Source organism: Sphingobacterium sp. BN32, from assembly GCF_030503615.1.
Lineage (GTDB): Bacteria > Bacteroidota > Bacteroidia > Sphingobacteriales > Sphingobacteriaceae > Sphingobacterium.
This window is the reverse complement of sequence record NZ_CP129963.1, coordinates 3,899,238-3,918,130: the sequence shown is the minus strand read 5'-3', so window position 1 is coordinate 3,918,130 and position 18,893 is coordinate 3,899,238. Positions and strand designations below refer to the sequence as shown.

General features: G+C 42.1%; 15 protein-coding genes. 10 read left to right on the top strand and 5 right to left on the bottom strand.

All coding sequences use genetic code 11. The annotated features are described in order from the left end of the window. Nucleotides 1-133 precede the first annotated feature (133 nt). The 4 genes from QYC40_RS16610 to QYC40_RS16595 all read left to right on the top strand — a co-directional run bounded on the left by QYC40_RS16610 (nucleotide 134) and on the right by QYC40_RS16595 (nucleotide 3,913). Complete coding sequence (locus tag QYC40_RS16610; protein ID WP_301991317.1) at nucleotides 134-1,462, top strand: acyloxyacyl hydrolase; 1,329 nt, start codon at nucleotides 134-136, stop codon at nucleotides 1,460-1,462. 151 nt (nucleotides 1,463-1,613) lie between these two features. After that, a complete protein-coding gene (locus QYC40_RS16605; RefSeq protein WP_301991315.1) occupies nucleotides 1,614-2,030 on the top strand; it encodes a hypothetical protein in 417 nt (138 codons plus the stop codon). A 181-nt stretch (nucleotides 2,031-2,211) separates the two neighbouring features. Then, a complete protein-coding gene (locus tag QYC40_RS16600) occupies nucleotides 2,212-3,306 on the top strand; it encodes a hypothetical protein (RefSeq protein WP_301991314.1) in 1,095 nt (364 codons plus the stop codon). 34 nt (nucleotides 3,307-3,340) lie between these two features. Next, nucleotides 3,341-3,913 (top strand): GNAT family N-acetyltransferase, encoded by a 573-nt coding sequence (locus QYC40_RS16595; protein WP_301991312.1) that lies wholly within the window; start codon nucleotides 3,341-3,343, stop codon nucleotides 3,911-3,913. A gap of 60 nt (nucleotides 3,914-3,973) precedes the next feature. Here QYC40_RS16595 and QYC40_RS16590 read toward each other — a convergent pair whose 3' ends face one another. Beyond that, nucleotides 3,974-5,464: a SusD/RagB family nutrient-binding outer membrane lipoprotein gene (locus QYC40_RS16590; protein ID WP_301991311.1), complete on the bottom strand. Its 1,491-nt coding sequence runs from the start codon at nucleotides 5,462-5,464 to the stop codon at nucleotides 3,974-3,976. Nucleotides 5,465-5,467: 3 nt separating this feature from the next. Then, nucleotides 5,468-8,683, bottom strand: a complete 3,216-nt coding sequence (locus tag QYC40_RS16585; RefSeq protein ID WP_301991310.1) for a SusC/RagA family TonB-linked outer membrane protein — start codon at nucleotides 8,681-8,683, stop codon at nucleotides 5,468-5,470. Between the two features lie 237 nt (nucleotides 8,684-8,920). On the opposite strand from QYC40_RS16585, the gene QYC40_RS16580 reads away from it, so the two are divergent. The 6 genes from QYC40_RS16580 (at nucleotide 8,921) to QYC40_RS16555 (ending at nucleotide 15,310) form a co-directional block, all read left to right on the top strand. Beyond that, nucleotides 8,921-9,622, top strand: a complete 702-nt coding sequence (locus QYC40_RS16580; protein ID WP_301991303.1) for an ABC transporter ATP-binding protein — start codon at nucleotides 8,921-8,923, stop codon at nucleotides 9,620-9,622. Beyond that, complete coding sequence (locus QYC40_RS16575) at nucleotides 9,603-10,556, top strand: efflux RND transporter periplasmic adaptor subunit (RefSeq protein ID WP_301991302.1); 954 nt, start codon at nucleotides 9,603-9,605, stop codon at nucleotides 10,554-10,556. The genes QYC40_RS16580 and QYC40_RS16575 overlap by 20 nt, the downstream gene beginning before the upstream one ends. Then, the gene (locus QYC40_RS16570) at nucleotides 10,557-11,690 is read left to right on the top strand and encodes an ABC transporter permease (protein ID WP_301991301.1); all 1,134 of its coding nucleotides are present in this window, start codon (nucleotides 10,557-10,559) and stop codon (nucleotides 11,688-11,690) included. It abuts the gene before it with no gap. Between the two features lies 1 nt (nucleotide 11,691). Further along, entirely contained in the window at nucleotides 11,692-12,963 is a 1,272-nt protein-coding gene (locus QYC40_RS16565) for a TolC family protein (protein ID WP_301991300.1), read from the top strand. 139 nt (nucleotides 12,964-13,102) lie between these two features. Further along, nucleotides 13,103-14,584, top strand: coding sequence for a DUF5687 family protein (locus QYC40_RS16560; protein WP_301991298.1), 1,482 nt, complete (start codon nucleotides 13,103-13,105; stop codon nucleotides 14,582-14,584). Nucleotides 14,585-14,611: 27 nt separating this feature from the next. Further along, a complete protein-coding gene (locus tag QYC40_RS16555; RefSeq protein WP_301991297.1) occupies nucleotides 14,612-15,310 on the top strand; it encodes an ABC transporter ATP-binding protein in 699 nt (232 codons plus the stop codon). Between the two features lie 136 nt (nucleotides 15,311-15,446). Here QYC40_RS16555 and QYC40_RS16550 read toward each other — a convergent pair whose 3' ends face one another. From QYC40_RS16550 to QYC40_RS16540, 3 genes are all read right to left on the bottom strand, one after another. Further along, the gene (locus QYC40_RS16550) at nucleotides 15,447-17,318 is read right to left on the bottom strand and encodes a M1 family metallopeptidase (RefSeq protein WP_301991296.1); all 1,872 of its coding nucleotides are present in this window, start codon (nucleotides 17,316-17,318) and stop codon (nucleotides 15,447-15,449) included. Nucleotides 17,319-17,388: 70 nt separating this feature from the next. Next, on the bottom strand, nucleotides 17,389-17,817 hold the full coding sequence (locus QYC40_RS16545; RefSeq protein ID WP_301991295.1) for a hypothetical protein: 429 nt from the start codon (nucleotides 17,815-17,817) through the stop codon (nucleotides 17,389-17,391). A gap of 5 nt (nucleotides 17,818-17,822) precedes the next feature. Next, the gene (locus tag QYC40_RS16540) at nucleotides 17,823-18,662 is read right to left on the bottom strand and encodes a WG repeat-containing protein (protein ID WP_301991294.1); all 840 of its coding nucleotides are present in this window, start codon (nucleotides 18,660-18,662) and stop codon (nucleotides 17,823-17,825) included. Nucleotides 18,663-18,893 lie beyond the last annotated feature (231 nt).

Here is an 18,893-nt window from a genome sequence, read left to right as displayed (position 1 = left end):
TACAAACCCAATGATAACCCAATACAAACCCCTTTCCAAAGGGGTTTGTATTGGGTTAATAAGGGCTTTAGTTTGTGATTGACTAAAAGCAGCCTCCTATCAATTTCCTTTTATTCTAATTTGAGAATCCTCCATGTTTTTATTAATTTTATTGTTTATCGGGGGATGGCAAACTTTCTTGAATATTTTAATGCGTAGTTCCGACCAATACTTAATCTATACGACTCAAAATAGCATTCGCTTTCTGTTACTTAGTCTCTATTTTTTTTATGGTTTTCTGCTGAATGCTCAACAAAAAACTGATAATAGTCGAGTTGATACTGCTAAAGTCTTTATATCGAATTTCTCGCACCATATCGCTGCAGAAATTAGACCATCCTATGTGTTTCCCACTTCGCCATTCTACAAAACCGAAGTCGCCAATGAGCAGCTTAGCAAAAGAGCAGTTTCCGGACATATTAAATATTCATTTTCCTTGCCAAAGGGAAGTCTTGGCAAGCAGGTCTTTTCGAAAACACAACAAGGAATAGGTATAGCTGTCTTCGATTTTGGTAATCATAAAGAATTAGGAACGCCCATTGCAAGTTATCTCTTCCAAACGGCGCAGCTCTCGAAACTCAGCGAAGTCGCTTCCCTCAACTACGAGTGGAACTTTGGCTTATCAACCGGATGGCGACCCTATGATCCTGTAAACAACCCTGGTAACATGATCATTGGATCGAAACTCAATGCCTATATCAATCTGGGGCTTTTCTTAAAGTGGGAAATCGCTGATCGCTACTGGTTAACCACCGGAGCAGAACTTACTCATTTTTCTAATGGTAATACTGAATATCCAAATGCAGGGTTGAACATGGTCGGCGCGAAACTCGGACTGCTGTACAACCTCGCCAATGATAAACAAGAAAAATCCGAAGCAGAGCAAGTGGTGAATATTCCCGCCTTAAAAAGGCACCTTAGCTATGATCTTGTGCTTTTCGGGTCTTGGCGAAGAAAAGGAATCGAATTTGGAAATACACAGGTCGCCTCTCCCGATAAATATCCGGTGCTGGGCGCCTATTTCGCACCTATGTATAACCTGAACTACAGATTCCGAACGGGCGTATCGCTGGATGGGCTTTACGATGGCAGCGGTAATGTCTACACAAAAGACCATATCATAGGGACAGACCAACCTTTTATCAAACCGAACTGGGATCAACAGTTGGCCTTAGGACTTTCTGCTCGTGCTGATTTTACAATGCCCATCTTTACGATCAGCATGGGAATTGGAACCCATTTCTTACACAAAGGCGGGGATTTTTCGGGTACCTATCAAAGCCTAGCCTTAAAAACGAAAATGAGCAGGAGTGCCTTCCTGCATATTGGCTACAATGTAAAAGATTTCAGAGACCCTAACTATCTCATGTTAGGAATTGGCTATAGATTTAATAATAAAACACCGTCATTAATCAGTTTTTGATGATGATATTAACGAAAGCATAGCGAATAGATGCCTTTCCCTACCCAATTATTTTGTTATTTTATATTAAGTTTTTGTTAGAAGTATAAAACTTGTATTTAAATTCAATAATAAGTCTTAATTTTATCCTACAGACTAAATGCGCAACATAATGACCAATATCAAAGAACGTGTACTGCACATTGCAGAGGTAAAAGGTATTTCTAAAATCGATTTCTTTAAAGACCTGGGTTTATCTTATGCAAATTTTAAAGGCGTGCAGAAAACTTCAGCCTTAGGGTCAGATGCTGTGGCTACTATTTTAGCTTCCCATTCGGATATCGATCCGGAATGGTTGCTGAATGGCGCTGGTGGAATGTTTAGAGGAAATATCAACGGATCTGATCATCAGGCGCTGACATTACCTTCCAAAATAGACGATGTCGATCAAACAAATGCGGTGATCGAAGCCTTAGAAAAGGTTATTTCTGCTCAACAAACAACTATACAATCGCAGGAAATAACAATCAACGCGCTTACAAACAGGATAGAATCCCTCGAGAAGAAAAAGTCTAAAAAGAAAAAGTAATTATAAAGCCGTTTCGGAAAGATTAGAAAAGCCAAATCAAACCATTTGATTTGGCTTTTTTCTGTAATTGACCATTTTAAACGGATGTATCGCGTTTTTTTTCTACTGCTACACGATGAATCGAAATCTGCGCGTTTTATTATCGATTAAATTGTTTTCCTTATATTCGGAGGAGCATGTTATGAAAAAGTTTTATTTCCTTCTTTTTGCGCTGTTTATTCTTGCACAAACTGCTTATGCACAGGGCAGCGCTGAGACTTGGCTGCGTTGTTATAATGCGGATAGTACGCTCGTCGGGTTCAAATCGAAGAGTGGAAAGCTGATGGTTGATACCAATTATCTACCTGCAATGACTATTGCAGACGAATTCGATAAAATTATCGCTGCGGTAGAAGAGAAAGACGATCGATGGATAACTTATTACCTGACAAAGCAAGGCCGTGTGGTGGGAAGGGATAGTCTCTATTTTTTCGATAATACACCGGATTGCGAAAATGAAGGTTTCATTCGTTTTAAAGATAATAGCACAGAAAAGATAGGCGTATTCAATGCCAATGGTGATATTTCAGTTCCAGCTGAATATAATGGGCTCAGCAAAGTACGCAACGGTCTAATCGTCGGACTCAAGGGAGCGAACAAAGTCTACTTTAAAGACGCGGAAGGGAATACGATAGATGAACATTATCGTTGGGAGAACGGAAAGGAGGTTTTGATCGATACCCTCAATAATCTGATTATTGAAAACTTTCCATATAATGATAAACTGAACTATTATAGCCTTGAAATCGCCGACAAGCCTAGCATAGACAGTATTCGAGAGTCCTTTAAAGGAGTCAATGGAAAATTCTATAGCTTCATTAATTATGAGAAGGAAGCGGAGCAGGTTATCCGCAGGTATTTGAAAGATGCTGTGACACCTGAAGGGCTTGAGGAGCTTTGTTTTGAGGAAGTAATCTATTGGGATAAGGATGCCGGTTGGCTTCCGCTCCCCAAGAAAGAATTCGTAAAGCAGTTTTACCTTCCGATAAAAGAAAATTTAGAAAAGCTAAATAGGAAATCGAGTAGTTTCTTTTTTAGCCTCGATGGATTGAATCCTTTTATCTTCGAAACGGCACTATATTCGAAATACTTTGATAACTGTGGCTTCTCCAACGACTGGAAATATCCGACAGTTAACCTCGTTTTGGACAATTCAGAAGGGAGTGTGCGACCTCAAACGCACATGCATTTCCTTCGGACGGACGAAGGATTTAAATTGATTATGGTTAGCTTTTAAATAGCGCAAAGCAGGATAATAGATAATAAATTTTATGATACAGATACGAAAAGGAGAGAAGAAAGACGCGGCCGCTATCGCCGAACATTTGTTGTTGGCAATGGAAGATATCGTTTATCTATTCATTGGAGAAAGAAATTATGATGAAGCTTTCCGTTTTATTTCCACGCTCGCCGAACACGAAGGCAATCAGTATTCCTACCATCATAATTGGGTAGTAGAACAGGACGGTCAGATCGTTGCAACGGCATTGGTTTACGATGGTGCCCATCTGGAACAGCTCCGGACACCTGTTGCTAATTTGCTGCATGAAGCTTACGACCTGGATTTTAACCCCGAAGCAGAGACTCAGGCTGGCGAATATTACATAGATTGCATAGGTGTGAACCCAAGCCAACAAGGAAAGGGGATCGGTACGAAAATACTGAATTTCCTGATCGAGGAATATATAGAGAAACGAGGAATTACACTGGGACTCTTAGTCGATGAAATCAATCCCAATGCGAAGAAGCTTTATGAACGTTTAGGCTTTGAGGTAGTAGGGGAGAAGACTTTGCTTGGAAAGCGTTTAGAGCACATGCAAAAGATACCAACCAATCTTAAATAACAAAGGGCCTGTCCAACTTGGACGGCCCTTTATATTTACATGAATTGATATTACTTTTTCTTACTTTAACCACCAAGTTTTCACCGTGGTGACATCGGATCCGGAGAACTGACTAGCAATTGCTGCAGACACATTTGCTGAGTTGTTATTGTACTCGCCCGAAGGGTACATCCAACGGTAAGCAACATGGTTTTTATTTGATTTTGCAAATTCAGGATATCCAGTTCTTAAGTGATCAAAATATGCTGACCAGCCTCCCTGATGGAACGAACGTAGATACTTTTGCATCATGATGCGCTCAAGCTTGGCTTCTTTTGTTGCTGCCAAACTTAATTTAACGGTAGGCTGCTCAATATAGGCGTTGGCTACAGACTCATTGACATAGCTCGCCATATTCTTAGCGTAGTTTTCGTAGAACTTAAAGCCCGATTTGATTCCCGCTTCATAGTAAGCATTGGCATCGCCGCTTACCCATCCTCTAATTACAGCTTCCGCTAATAGGAACTGCTGTTCTGCATATCCTATCAAAATTGAAGGCTCGTTCGTCGCATCTTTCGTGAAACGGTCTGCAACTTTAGATACTAAACCGTTAGTCGCTTTCTCATTCACCTTCCCATAAGGTTGTACCGGGTCGCCACCTTCATAAGCCGTGAAATCATTTACCGGTTTACCTGCTTTCGCTGCCTGCGGAGTTCTCGTAAATAGCACAAATAAACGAGCATCCTTTAAGTCCTGAAGTCTTTTGACGTATGTAGAATCTACATACATCCCCGAACCATAACTACTAGAGTTGAACTCTGGATATCGGTTACCCGCCTGATCTAAATACATTAACTTTCCATCGTCGGCAGATCCGGTAAACAGGGGTTGCGAGCTCACAATATTTGCGAAGGCTTGCTTAGGCGCGATACTCGCATCAGCTTCCTTCAATGATAGCGTCATCAACACTTTCAAGCGGTATGCATTTACCATCTTTCTCCATTGTGATGCCGACCCATTATAGATAATATCTCCATTGATCTTCGCCTCCACTTTCGATAATAAGGTGTTCGCTTCTTCCAATTCTTTTAAAATGCCTAAGAAAACGTCTTTTTGGCTATCATACTTAGGCGTTAGCAGTCCAGCGCTTTCACCTTTTAACGCTTCACTGTAAGGGATGTCTCCAAAATTTAAGGTCAGATTGTAAAAGTAATAGGCACGAATGAATTTACCGATAGCAACATATTCAGGAAGAGCCATACGCTCGCCCTCTTCGATCATCTTCGTTACATTTCTTAAATTGGTATATGCGCCAAAGTCGCTACGTTGCCATGCATAGATCTGATTCGAGTTTTCGCCGTCCGTTTGTACAATCATTTTTAAGGCATATAAAGGACCAGTACCTTTAAATGTGTTGAAGGCATCCCATTCAATCTTTGTTAATAAAAACTGTGGGTGGGTTGTTTTGGATTCGTTGGGATTATCATTGATCTCCGACAGTTTACGACATGAGCTATTCGTAAAGGCTAAAATCAAAGCAAGCGCCAATAGAATATATGAATTGATTTTCATTGTTTAGAATTTAAAGTTTAAGGATACACCGATGTAACGGGATGAAGGATCTTGTAAGTTGTTGTCATCACCAAAGTCAGGATCTAGGAAAGGGATGTTTTGCCACATCAATAAATTATAACCAAATACCGATGCATTGATTGCTTTGACCTTGTCTGTTTTGATAAATTTATTGATATCATATCCTACAGACAGACGTCTTAATTTCACAAAAGAGCGGTCAAATACATTCGCAAAGAATTTATTTTCATCCTCCGTTACGCGCGCGCGATATGGATATATCTGACTCCAAGTCTGCCAGCTAACTGCCTGTGTATTCTTCTCATATTGACGTGTATCTGAGATTACATTACCATCAACATCTCTCTTCAATTCACCACCGGTTATAATAACCCCCTCTGGTACATACACATATTTGCCTGCGCTATATTCTGCTTCACGATATTGTGTCGATGATGGATGCTTTCCTCCCCACCACATCTTCTCATGAGTTATAGAATTAATCACCCCACCAATAGAACCATCGATATCTAGATTTACTGTAACATCATGAATGTTGAATCTGTTCTGGAAACCAAATCTCCAGTTCGGTTCCAAATGACCGATGTTTTTTGCATAGCTATCAGGGATAGGCATACGCGTATTTGGATTTAAGATCACCTGACCATCCGCAGATTTCTGCCAAACCGTCGCATAGAATGAATCTGCACGGTCGCCAACCTTTAACTCACCAAATTTCTTGGCTCCTTCAATATTCTCAACCTTCTTGATCTGGCGGCTCCAGTTTACTCCGAAGTCCCAGCTGAAGTTCTCTCGCTTTATAGGGTTGATGTTTAGCATAACCTCCACACCATGCGTTCTATAGTCGATAACATTCGACTTCTTGTAGTTGAAAGCAGATGCTGCTGAGGTAGGTAAGTTTTGTATTTGGAATTCATCCCCTACATTGTAATAGGTCGCTTCTGCACTTACTTTATTATTTAAGAATGATAGGGCAAAACCAGCCTCAAAAGAAGTGGAGCGCTCAGGGTTAATATTCGGGTTTGCAAGTGTCTCCGGATAGCTTACCGATGGTGTTGCGCCGTAAGTCAAGCTCTTCGCATAAGTTAAATAGGTGCTATATGGATCTAAATCACTTGAAACCTGGGCTAAAGAAGAGTACACTTTTAGGTAATCGATTCCTGCCGGTAATTTGAAGTAATCAGATAAAACAGAACTCAACGAAACCGCCGGATAGAAGTACGAATTCTGTCCCTGTGGCAATGTAGAAGACCAGTCATTTCTAGCGGAGAAGTTTAAGTATGTAGATCTCAAGATATCAAAGCTAACCGATCCATATACCGAGCGAATAACTTTCTCTGAAAGGAACGACGTTGAAGTCGAAGGCCCTTGCGTATTTCCCAACGCATAAAGCTGCGGCACGATCAAACCATCGGTAGCTGAGTAGAAGTTGTTGAACTTTCTTTGGTAAGTCGAAGAACCAGCATTGATGTTGATGCCGAAGTTCTCGCCGAAGTTCTCTTGATATGTTGCTAACACGTCCGCATCGAAATCAAGGCGTTTGTTGTTCCAAACTTTATAATCTCCGTTTCTGGAGTCGCCATAGTTCATGTAAGACTTCGGACTTTGCATGTCTTCAAAAGTCATATTTTGTCTTGCGGAAGCACGCCCTTGCAAGGAGAACTTTGGTGATATCTGCCAGTTCAATGTAGACTGACCATGCAATACATCGCGGTTATGTTGTTGGTTTAACTCCTCCGCAGCGAAGTATGGATTGTTGTACCATGCGTAGTTGTAATTCGCTTGGCGGAAGCCTTCTTGTCCAGGGATATATAAATGCTCGCTTAGCTCCTTGCCATTCACATCATTACCCATCCACAATAAGATGGTGTACATGTGGTTCTTAGGGCCATAGCCATAACGAGGGTAGTTTGGCGAATAAACTTTATTGTACGATAAATTCACATCTAACTTCAGAGAGGGGTTGAACATATACGATGTGTTCAAAGTTGCACCTCCTGATTGTAACTGCGAGTTAGGAACCTGACCTTGTTGGATCGCATATTTTCCAGTAAAGAATACAGCGGCTTTTTCACCTTTATAGGCCAAACTCACGTTGTTGTCATTTACAAAACCCATGCGCAAGAAATCCTTCAAATTGTTATGCGAAACGAAGTCTGTCGGTACGCGCTCATATAAAGCACGGTCATCATAAATTGTCCCTCTAACATCTCCCCACCAAGGAATGATTTCGCCAGTTTTCTTATTTCTAATAGGACTATTCCATTGAGGTACTTTGATACCGGCATCAAGTTTCGGTCCCCAGGTCATGTCGCCATCGGATATACCGCCATCGGCACCATCCCAGAACTCATACATACCATTAGATCCTGAGCCATACTCATTCTGTGTCTCCGGGAAAACGGTAAATCCTGCGGTAACCATATTGGTTGTTGTAAAGTTGACTTCCAGATTCTCAGATTTAGCGGATTTTGTTGTAATCAAGATAGCACCGTCTTTACCGCGTGAACCATATAGTGTCGAAGCTGCTGTTCCTTTCAATACGTTGATGTTCGCAATGTTTTCACTCGGGACATCAAAGAAGTCAGTTTCAACTACAATACCGTCAATCACGATAATAGGCTTCTTTCCACGAAGGGAGAAGTTAGGCTTTTGGAAAATACCCGTCGGATTCGTAACGTTTAATCCGGCCACTTGACCAGACAGAGCATTACCGATATTCATTGTTTTAGATTGATCTAAAACTTCAGTCTTTACTTCTTGAGTAGCATATCCAATCTTTCTCTTTTGTTGTTTAATACCCATCGCGGTCACAACCACCTCTTCGATTGCAGACTCTTCCTTTAAGAGAATGATGTCAATTGGAGAGTTGTTGAATGTGACACGTTGTGTCACATAGCCCAGAGAGCTTATCTCCAGCACATCGCCGGGATTCGCTTCAATTTGAAAACTACCATCTAGCTTACTTCCAGTAACGGCTTTATTCGTTAAGTTTCGAATGGTAGCACCTACAACGGCTTCGTTGTTCTCATTTTTAATGGAGCCATTCGAGTAGGTTACATCGATGGAGTAAATCGGGTTGGTTGAATGGCTATCAACGGGCGTTGATGCATTCGAGCTACCCAGAAAAGAACTTAAGACCAGGGTAAGACCTAGCTTAGTGCAGTTCCGGTAATTACGGAGTAGAAATAAATTCATAAAAAATAATCAGATTAATAATGTGTGTTCCTGTTCTCGGAATTTGATGCAAAACAAGGGAAGTGCTTTTAACAAGTGTTTAACCAATTGTTAAATATTCAAGGAGTTTTTGTTAAATCTAGATAAACAGTTAATATGGAGGAAATCTATAGCGCCTAGAAAAAATGCCGATTTTTATCGATATTCGTGAAGTATACAAACTTTTAGAAACAGATCGGTGTTATATTATAATACGCTATGAAAGAAGAGATCGTCAAGCTGGAAGCTGTTAATAAAATCTATAAAACCGGGGATACCAGCATCACTGCTTTAGATACGACGGATATAGGTTTTAATAGCGGCGAACTTACGCTGATCATGGGACCTTCAGGAAGCGGGAAAACCACGCTGTTATCTATCCTAGGTTTTGTAATTTATCCTACTTCCGGACGCGTTTTCTACAAAGGTCAAGAGGTAACTAAGTTGAAGGAGAATGCGCTGGCCGATTTGCGGCTTAAAGAAATCGGATTCGTCTTTCAGCATTTTAACCTTATTGAACCGTTAAATGCCTTAGAAAATGTGATGCAACCGCTTATTCTTCAGGGTATGAATTCCGGAAAGGCTTCGGAGAAGGCAAAGAGGGCACTCGAGGAAGTCGGGTTGGGAGATCGCATCAAAAACCTGCCCAAGAAGCTAAGCGGCGGGCAGAAGCAACGGGTTTCTATTGCCAGAGCATTAGTAACTGAGCCATCGATGATTCTATGTGACGAACCAACAGCGTCTTTAGATGCTAAAAGCGCCGAGATGATTATGAATGAGCTCAAGTCGCTCGCAGAATCCGGTAAAGCTGTAATTATCGTGACGCACGATCTACGCCTTCGCAAATTTGCTGATCGTGTAATCTATGTGGAAGAAGGTGTCGTGTCGAATACCATAAAAAATGAAGATGACTACAAATAGAATATTTTATATCCTGTTCACCTCGATACTTTTCGTAGCCCTTTCTTCCTGTGGCAACAAAAAGGAGGAAAAACAACAATCCAATAAAGAGATACTCCAGGAGATCAAGGAGATTAAGGCTGTTGGAAAGGTTGTCAGTGCAAAAGACTGGACCATCATTTCTTCCAATACTTCCGCGCGCATCAAACAATTGCTGGTAAAGGATGGAGACTCCGTAAGCAAAGGACAATTGCTGATGCAGTTAGAAGCGGGTAATACTGACCTGGATGTGCAGCAAGCTAAAGCTCAGCTCAATAGCCTTAACAAAGAAAACAAAACCATTACAGAAGATATCCGCAAGGCGAAAGTTTATGCGGATGAACTGAAAGCCAAGTACGAGACTTCCAAACGTCTGTTCGAACAGGATGCGGAGACGAAAGAAAAGATGAGTACAGACTACTCGAATTGGCAACAACAGGAGCTTACGCTAAGGGGATTGCAACAAAAGCAACAAGCGCAGCAAGCCTCAGCCTACGAACAGCAGCTTGAAATTCAGAAAACCGAAAACACAAGATCGGATTTTCAAATCGTCGCAGCCTCCTCCGGAGTTATTACAGATCTTGTAGCAAAGGTAGGGCAGAGCGTGCAAGTTGCTATGGAATTAGGGAAGATTATCGATGTTGAGCATCCTATGGTTGAAGCTGAGGTCGATGAGCTTTTTGTGAATGATGTCAAAATCGGGCAATCGGTTCTGATTTTTCCCGTAGGCCGCAAAGATCAGGCTGCCAATGGGCGGATAACCTACCTGAGTCCGATTCTATCCGAGAAGTCTATTTTATACGAAACGGCAAATGAGGGACAGGATCGCCGCGTCAGAAAAATAAAGATAGAAATTGAGGGAAATAATGTATTAACCATTAACTCGAAAGTTGATTGTACGATAAGGATTAGATAGATGTTGAAATTAGCGTTTAAGTTTATTCGGTATGACCGCGCCAAAAGCGTAGGTATTATCATCGCTATTGTGATCAGCATCTTCTTGATCGGTCAACAGCTGGGGTTATTGTTCTTTCTGATGGGATTGATGGGCAACTTGGTTGGCAATGCGCCGGTGCAGGAAAATGAGATATGGATCATCGAAGCGCAAAGCAATAACATCAACTCGGTGAATAGCATCGATCAGCGTTTGGTGCAACAAATCGGTAGCCTCCCTGCGGTGGATATCGCTTATCCGGTGGTCTTGGCACCTGCGCAAGCTACCTTCCTCGATGGAAAAACAGCTGCTGTAACTCTCGTCGGCTCTCCCGTTCCGGAGTTTATCATGGGGCCAATTCCTAATCGGATTGCAGAAGGAGACGTCAGCTCGCTCATAGACCCCAATGCCGTATCCGCGGAAACCTTTAGTGCAAAGACCTGGAATACCGAGCTACATCTCGATAAACCCATTGAAATTAATGGGAAGCGAGCGATGATTACGGTGTTAACAAAGAACGCACAGGCCTTTGGTGCTAGCCTGATGTACACCTCCCTTGAAAATGCGCGATTGCTAGGCAATGCCGACCCGAGCAAAGTAAGCCTTATTGTAGCCAAGCTCAACGAAGGGGCAGATAAAGAACAGATTGCACAGGACATCGGACAACTCTTTCCACAATTGCAGGCTTGGGACCCAAAAAAATTGGAAAGTTCTACCGTTCGCGAAATCCTGATCACCTCCAATATGGGCATGAGCTTTGGCACTCTAGTGCTGTTTGCCATGATCAGTGGATTCTTCATCATTGGGCTGACCCTATACTCTTCGGCGTTAGACCGTATCAAAGACTATGGAACACTAAAAGCCATTGGCGCGAAAAAAGGATATGTCAATAAATTAATCGTAGCACAGGCATTTCTATACGCGGTTATCGGTTATTGCATTGCCATGTTTTTATTGTTCGGTTTTAAGTTTGGCGTCGCCAATTCCGGATTGGTCATCCAAATCAGTCCCGGCTTTGCCTTATTTTTATTATTTATAACCCTGATTATTTCCATTGGAGGTTCACTGTTCGCTGTGCGGAAGATTTCCAAACTCGAACCGGCCTCTGTATTCTAACATGAAGAAGATTGTATCTATCATATTGCTGATTTTACCTGTTTGGGTCGCTGCACAATCCTTGAGCATCGAACAGTTGTGGGGCGAGATGAGCAAGAACAAGGGCTTGCAGCAACGACAAGTTGAAACAGCCATTAAACAAGAAGAATTAAGCGAACAGAAAAGAACGCGCATACCTGTATTCTATATTGATGCCAATCTGCAGCATAATATCATTATCCCGACAACGCCTGTCCCGGCAATAGCTTTCGATCCAACAGCGCCTGACGGCGCCATTATCCCGCTTAAGTTCGCAACCAAATGGTCTTCGAAGGTCGGTGTACAGATGGAATGGGATATTTTCGACCCTAAGCGTAGCGTCGCGGAGCAACAAAAACAAATAGAAATCAACAAATCGACGATAGAACAGGCACGACAGACTGAACAATGGAAAAAGAATGCAACCTTAGCTTATGCTGCAGTCGTACTGGCCAGCGAACAATATGCATTAGCCGTAGAAGATTCCATCGCCTATCAGAAGATACTCGCCGTAGTTAAATCCAGATACGAGGAGGGGAGAGAAGGGACATCTGAATACGTACAGGCACAACAAGAACTCGAGCGCAAGCGAATAGCGCTTTATGAAGCATGGTCAGTCCTGCTGGACTCTGATTTAGAGCTAGGGCGATATCAAGATCTGGACACGACGAAGGTGCTGAGTTCAAATATGCAGGATATCCGACAGTTTATCCAAGCTTTACAACTTTACAATTACGATCTTGAAACGTTGAAGCTCGACCAGCAGATGAATGAGTTGCAGCAGCGGTCGCTAAAAAAAGAGCTTTTGCCTACACTTAAGCTCAATGCCTATTTAGGCGAGCAGCTCTATAGCAACGAATTCCGTCTCGACCGGGGCTCCGACTGGTTTGGAAATAGTTTTGTAAACCTCGCTTTGCGCATTCCACTGAGCAGCTACTTTACGATGCAACCGAGCCTAAAGAAGAATATCCTGCAGCAGCAATTGACCAGCCTTCAATTAGAAGAAGAACAATTGAACGATAACATTCAAAGCCAGCAAAAGGCCGTAAAAGTGCAGGCGGCGGAAAAGAAATTAGCCGCTTATCAGCGTATCGACCAATTAGCATTGGAAAACAAAGAGACCAAAGAAAAGGCGTTTCACGCGGGTCGCCTCTTATTAACAGAGCTTATGCAAGCCCATGCAAGTTATAATCAGGCAAGAAAAGATATTTGGCAAGCAGAATATGACCTCTTGAAAATAGCTTTAGAAAATTAATACCTCCCCATTTAGCAACTGATCGGATAAAAAACAGTACATCCAAAAACAAAAGTTTTTTCTTATTTTCCACATTAGAAAGCATCAGTATGATTTACCGATACTGACTATTCCGTGTAATTAAGCATTAATCAATTATATGTTCACAAGACTACTAGCACTAGAGTGGAAGTCATTTTTCCGGTCTGCGGGGTTTGGAAAGGGCCTTGCCATTAAACTATTCCTCGGATTTCTCGCCCTCTACTTTCTTTCCTCCTTCTTTGTTTTTGGTGCTGCACTTCACCCACTATTGAAGGAAGCATTCCCAGAAGACGAACCGATCCACATGGTCAATAAGTTTATTTTAGTATGGTACTGCTTAAGTTTTATTATGCGTATCATATTTCAAAATTTACCGCTATTGAATGTGAAGCCGCTTTTATTGCTCGATATTAATCGAGGAACGGTGGTGCATTATTCGTTGATGAAAACCATCTATTCCTTCTGGAATCTACTTTTTCTTGCGGCAATCATACCCTATACCTTGTTCACGCTGAACTTAGCTGTGTTTGCTCCACTGCAAATGATTGGTTGGTTCATTGCTGTAGTCGCCTTGGAATACCTGATCAATTTCTTAGCCCTGTATATTAGCAAGAACTTCAACGCTAATTTTAAAAGGGTTTTGCCGTTCATCCTGATTATTTTAATCTTGGTGGCGTTAGATTACTTTAAGATTTTTTCCATTAGCGATTTATTTGGGTACTTCTTAAACCAAGTGTTGAGCCTGCCAATCCTTGCCATCATCCCGATTGTTCTTGTCGCAATTGTTTACCGCCTGCTCTTTAACAATATTAAGCAGAATATGTATTTGGATGCCTACTTACAGCAGACAAAAACCGAATTCAAATCATCCGATTTATCTTGGACAAGCCGTTTCGGAGAACTCGCGCCCTACCTACAATTAGATCTAAAACTGCTGTGGCGAGCAAAACGCGCCAGAAATGTACTGCTCGTCTGTGTCTTATTCCTCGCCTACGGACTATTCTTTTATACCAACCCAAAGCTTATCGATTCCAGTATGATTTCATTTGTCGGAATATTTCTCTCTGGTATTTTCATCATCAACTTTGGACAATTTATTCCCGCCTGGGATAGCTCTTACTATCCCTTATTGATGAGCCAGAACATTACGATGAAACAATACCTGGAGTCCAAAGCCATCCTCATGTACCTGTCGGTGGGTATCCTGACCATGTTAAGCACGCCCTATCTATATTTCGGATGGAATATCCTTTGGACCAATATAGCATGTGCGGTTTACAATCTCGGCATCAACGTGCCGCTTATATTGTATTTCGGTTCCATGAACAGAAAACGCATCGATTTGGATAACGCGAGTTTCTTGAATTATCAAGGGATTGGCGCGGCACAGTGGTTAGTCGGAATACCCCTGTTGGCTATCCCAATCCTGATATGGGGCATCGCCAAAATGACGTTAGGTATTCAGATGGCGAATGTCGTCCTTGCGATTGTCGGCATCATTGGCTTTGCATTGAAAAATCAATTGCTGAACAGCATTTCGCAGCGCTATGAAACCAAGAAGTACGACATGTTAAAGGGATTTAGAGAAGTAAATAATTAACAATAAAATTGATAACAACATCAGGTTATGATCGAAATACAAAATTTAAGCAAGCATTACAACGGAGTACAGGTTTTAAATATTCCGCAATTATATATCAAGGAAGGGGAAAGCATAGGATTAGTAGGGAATAACGGGGCTGGGAAAACTACGTTATTTAGTTTGATATTGGATCTGATACAACCCGATTCGGGTTTTGTGAAGCTGAAGGGAGAGCAAGTACAGGGAAATGGGGCATGGAAAAAGTTTAGTACCGCATTTATCGATGAGAGCTTCCTGATTGGGTACCTGAGCCCCAACGAGTATTTCTATTTTCTGGGGGAGCTTCGGGGCATGAACAAAGTTGATGTCGATGCCTTCGTATCACAGTTTGAGGAATTCTTTAATGGTGAAGTCTTAAACAAAAAGGTTTTCATTCGAGACCTTTCCAAAGGAAATCAAAAGAAAGTAGGAATTATCGGCGCCTTGATCGGTGAACCTGAATTAGTAATTTTAGATGAGCCCTTCGCCAACTTAGACCCAACAACGCAGTTCCGTTTGAAGAACCTCCTGAATAAATTGAAACAAGAACATAAAGTGACGCTATTGATCTCTAGCCACGACTTGTCCCATACGGTGGATACTGCCGATCGCATTATCGCATTAAACAAGGGTGTGCTGGTCAAAGACTCCCCAAAAACACCCGAAACACTGAACGAATTGAATGCCTTCTTCGCAGTCGAATAGGGCAAACAGCAAGGATCGCTTCCCTTCGCATCTGAAGGATAGGGCGAACAAAAAGCCATCAGCATTTTACAACAAAGGCTGCCAGATTTTAAATCTAGCAGCCTTTTTATATTGGAATATTTATATCGTAGGCCTGTTAGGGCTTATACACGTTATCATCTTGTTTTACATCAGCCAGGCGCTGCGTAGGATCGATTACTACCTCTTTTGCTTTCTTCGGAAGTGAGATTGTGTAGCTTGGTTTTGTCCAGAACCAGTCGGTCAATACGGTGCGTTTAACGCCTTGGTAAATATCGTATGATTCTTCCGCAGGTTTCTCGCCGCGCATTTCGCGTAGCGGAATGTAGAAAAGCTCTTTGCTACCGTCGGTATAAGTCACCAACACATCAATAGGCATCGCAAAATCAGAGTTATTACGGATGGTTACCGCATTATCTGAGACATTCGAAATACCGTAGTCTATCTTGCGCGTTGTATTTAAGAATAAGTTGAAATACCATTTTAGATTGATACCAGAAATCTCTTCTGCCGTGCGCTTGAAATCATTTGGCGTCGGATGCTTGAACTTCCATTTGTCGTAGAAGGCAAGAAAAGTCTTGTGCAAGTTTTCTTTCCCGATGATATAGCCTAATTGCTCTGCCAATACCGCCCCTTTACTGTAAGCTTGGGTACTGTATGCAAAGTTCGTATTGTAATAATCGGCCAGTAGGCTCATGGGTTCTTCTTTGCCCGAAAGTGCAAGTCTATAATACGAGTTATATGCCGCACCAATTGGATTAAGCGCTTTTGCTGTTGGTCTCAAGAATAATTCCTGATAGGCCAGGTCTTCTATATAGCTGGTGAAACCTTCATCAAACCACTCGTCTACGGTTTCGTTGATGCCGAACAAATGCTGATACCAGGAGTGTGCCGCCTCATGGAAAATAACGCCCACTAAGCCTTTCAAATCTCTGCCCCCTGTAACCAGGGTCGCGGTTCCATATTCCATTCCGCCATCGCCACCTTGAACTATGGTATAAGTAGGCCATGGATAGGCGCCGAATTTTGTGCCTGTGAAATCAAAGAAATCTGTCGCCATACCTAATGCTGTTTTCCAATTCGAAACGATGGTCGCATCCGTAGGTAAGAATACGGTGTAAACCGTGATACCAGCTTTGGACTTCGCCGAGTCTACCACAAACTTAGTATCTGCAGCCCAGGCGAAATCATGGATGTTCTCCGCTTTATAATGCCATGAAGCTTTATTGTTCTTTGTTTTTACTTTGGCATTCTTTACATAGCCCTTCACTTCCGATGGGTTCTGCAATTTGCCGGATGAACCGATTACATAGTCTTTATTGATGTGGATGGTTACATCGAATTTCCCGAAGGGAGCAACGAATTCGCGACCTATATACTCGTCCAAATGCCATCCGAACTCGTCAAAATGTGCCATCTTAGGATACCATTGGGTCATGGAGAAAGCAACGCCCTCAGCCGAGTTACGTCCGCTACGGCGGATTTGCTCAGGCACCTGCGCCTCCCATGTCAGCTCGAATGTTGCAGTGCTGTTGTCGGCAATTGCGGATGGAAGCGTCACTTCCAGAATCGTACCGTCTTCTTTGAAGGTCGCGTCCTGACCGTTGAACTTTACAGTTTTGATTTTCTGGTAACCGATCTGGTTAGGTTTTAAAGTCGATATTCTGCTTTGTAGCTGCGGTTTCTCTTTGCTGCCGATATTCTGCATCATCCGACGATCCGGATCAGGAATCACCTTTAAGCGCTCGTCCATCATGCTCCCCGGTTGGAAGGCATTAAAATAAAGATGGAAATACACTTTGTTTAAGGACTGACCGGAGTTATTGCTGTATTTCAAGGTCATCTTTCCATCATACTGAAAAGTCTTTTCATTGACATCAATATCCATTGTATAGTCAACGCCTTGTTGCCAGTAGCCTTTACGCTGTGCAAATCCAACAAGCGATACTACCGTTAAGAATAGAAGGGTTATCGAAAATTTAAGTTTCATAACCCCAAAAATACAAAAATGTTTGATTGATTAATTAGCTATCCATGTAGCAATCCCGATACCTTTAAGTTTAGGCAATGACAAACTCGATGCCCAGCTCGCGAAGGCGAGCCGTAAGTTCGTCGAACTGATCGGTATTGACGAATAATTTGTTTCTCCAAACCCGCATCGGAGTGGATTTGCCCTTGCGGTAAATCGCTAATAGATTGCCGCCCGAGCGCATATGATTTTTGATGTATTCGATTTGGTCTATCGCCACTTCCGAAGTCTTACCAGCCTTCTCAATGATCAGGCGGTTGCCATCGATCGTCCATGTAGAATTTTGATAGCTGAGCTTTGCACCCAGAAACATAATGGCGGGGATACAGAATAACAATGCAATAATCTTGATCAGCTCGCGCAGTTCGAAGAAAGACAGGATGTAGCCTGCGGCGAATAGTCCGCCAAGGAGTATCCAGATAAACTTACCTCGGTGTAGGGTGTGAATCTTATATTCCATCCGACTTAGTAGTTCACATCAGGCTTCACTTCCTCACCTTTTTGGTTGATGTAGATCATCTCGTCTTCTCCCGTTTTAACCACATTAGCATAACCGTCAACAAATTGCCCCGCAAAGCTGTAATTAAATGGAATGACTGTCTCTCCTTTACCATTGATATATCCGTAGCTCAGGCCATCTCGGCTAGCAACAAATAGATCGTCTACATCGGCAAGGAATAGGTATTGGAAGCCCCCTACAAGAAGCTTCTGATCTTTGATCGTATAGACCTGCATGTCTGAGCCAGCTAATACAACATAGTATTTGGGGTCAAACTGCATAATACTTTCATAAGCAGCAGGAACGACGACTTTACCAGACTGATCCACCAAGCCAAATTTGTCGCCCTCTGAATACACGGCATATGCATCAATGAAAGGTGAAAGCGACGTATAGCTGACCTTCCATAGTTTCTTGCCCTGCTTATCCATCAAGCCCGATTGACCATCCTTAGCATATATGTAAGCATTGACAGCGGGGTCGAATTGTAATTCATCATATTCCAAGGGAACCGTGAAATTTGCTGTCGTATCGATGATGCCATATTTGTAGTCTTCGGTAACAACGATGAATGTTCCATCGATGTACTCTCCAACAGACGAGTAAATAGGCTGAGTCAACACACGGCCGTCCTCTGTTTTTAGACCATAACTGAAGTTCGTGGAGTCATGATAAGCAATATAGCCAGCACCGAGCTCGATGTCGTTCGTTACTTCTAATTCGTCAATGGAAATGGTTTCTTCTTCTTGAGCGAAAGCTAAATGTCCGATTAGACATAGCAAGGTGAAAACTGTAGCTAATTTCATGTTGTTGTGAATTATTTTTCAAAAATCCCTGTTTTTTTTGATTCTTCAAAAGGGATAATTCATTATTTATTAACAATGCGAGGCTAAGCCGATTAAAGCCCTCATGATTTTCTTTTTTAAAGCAAACCCTGTGTAAAGATTTATTGTATTCAGTATAAATCTTGTTCTGATGTTGCTTTAATCAAACTCGTATCAAACCCATATCAAAGCCCTTTCAAATGGGGTTTGATT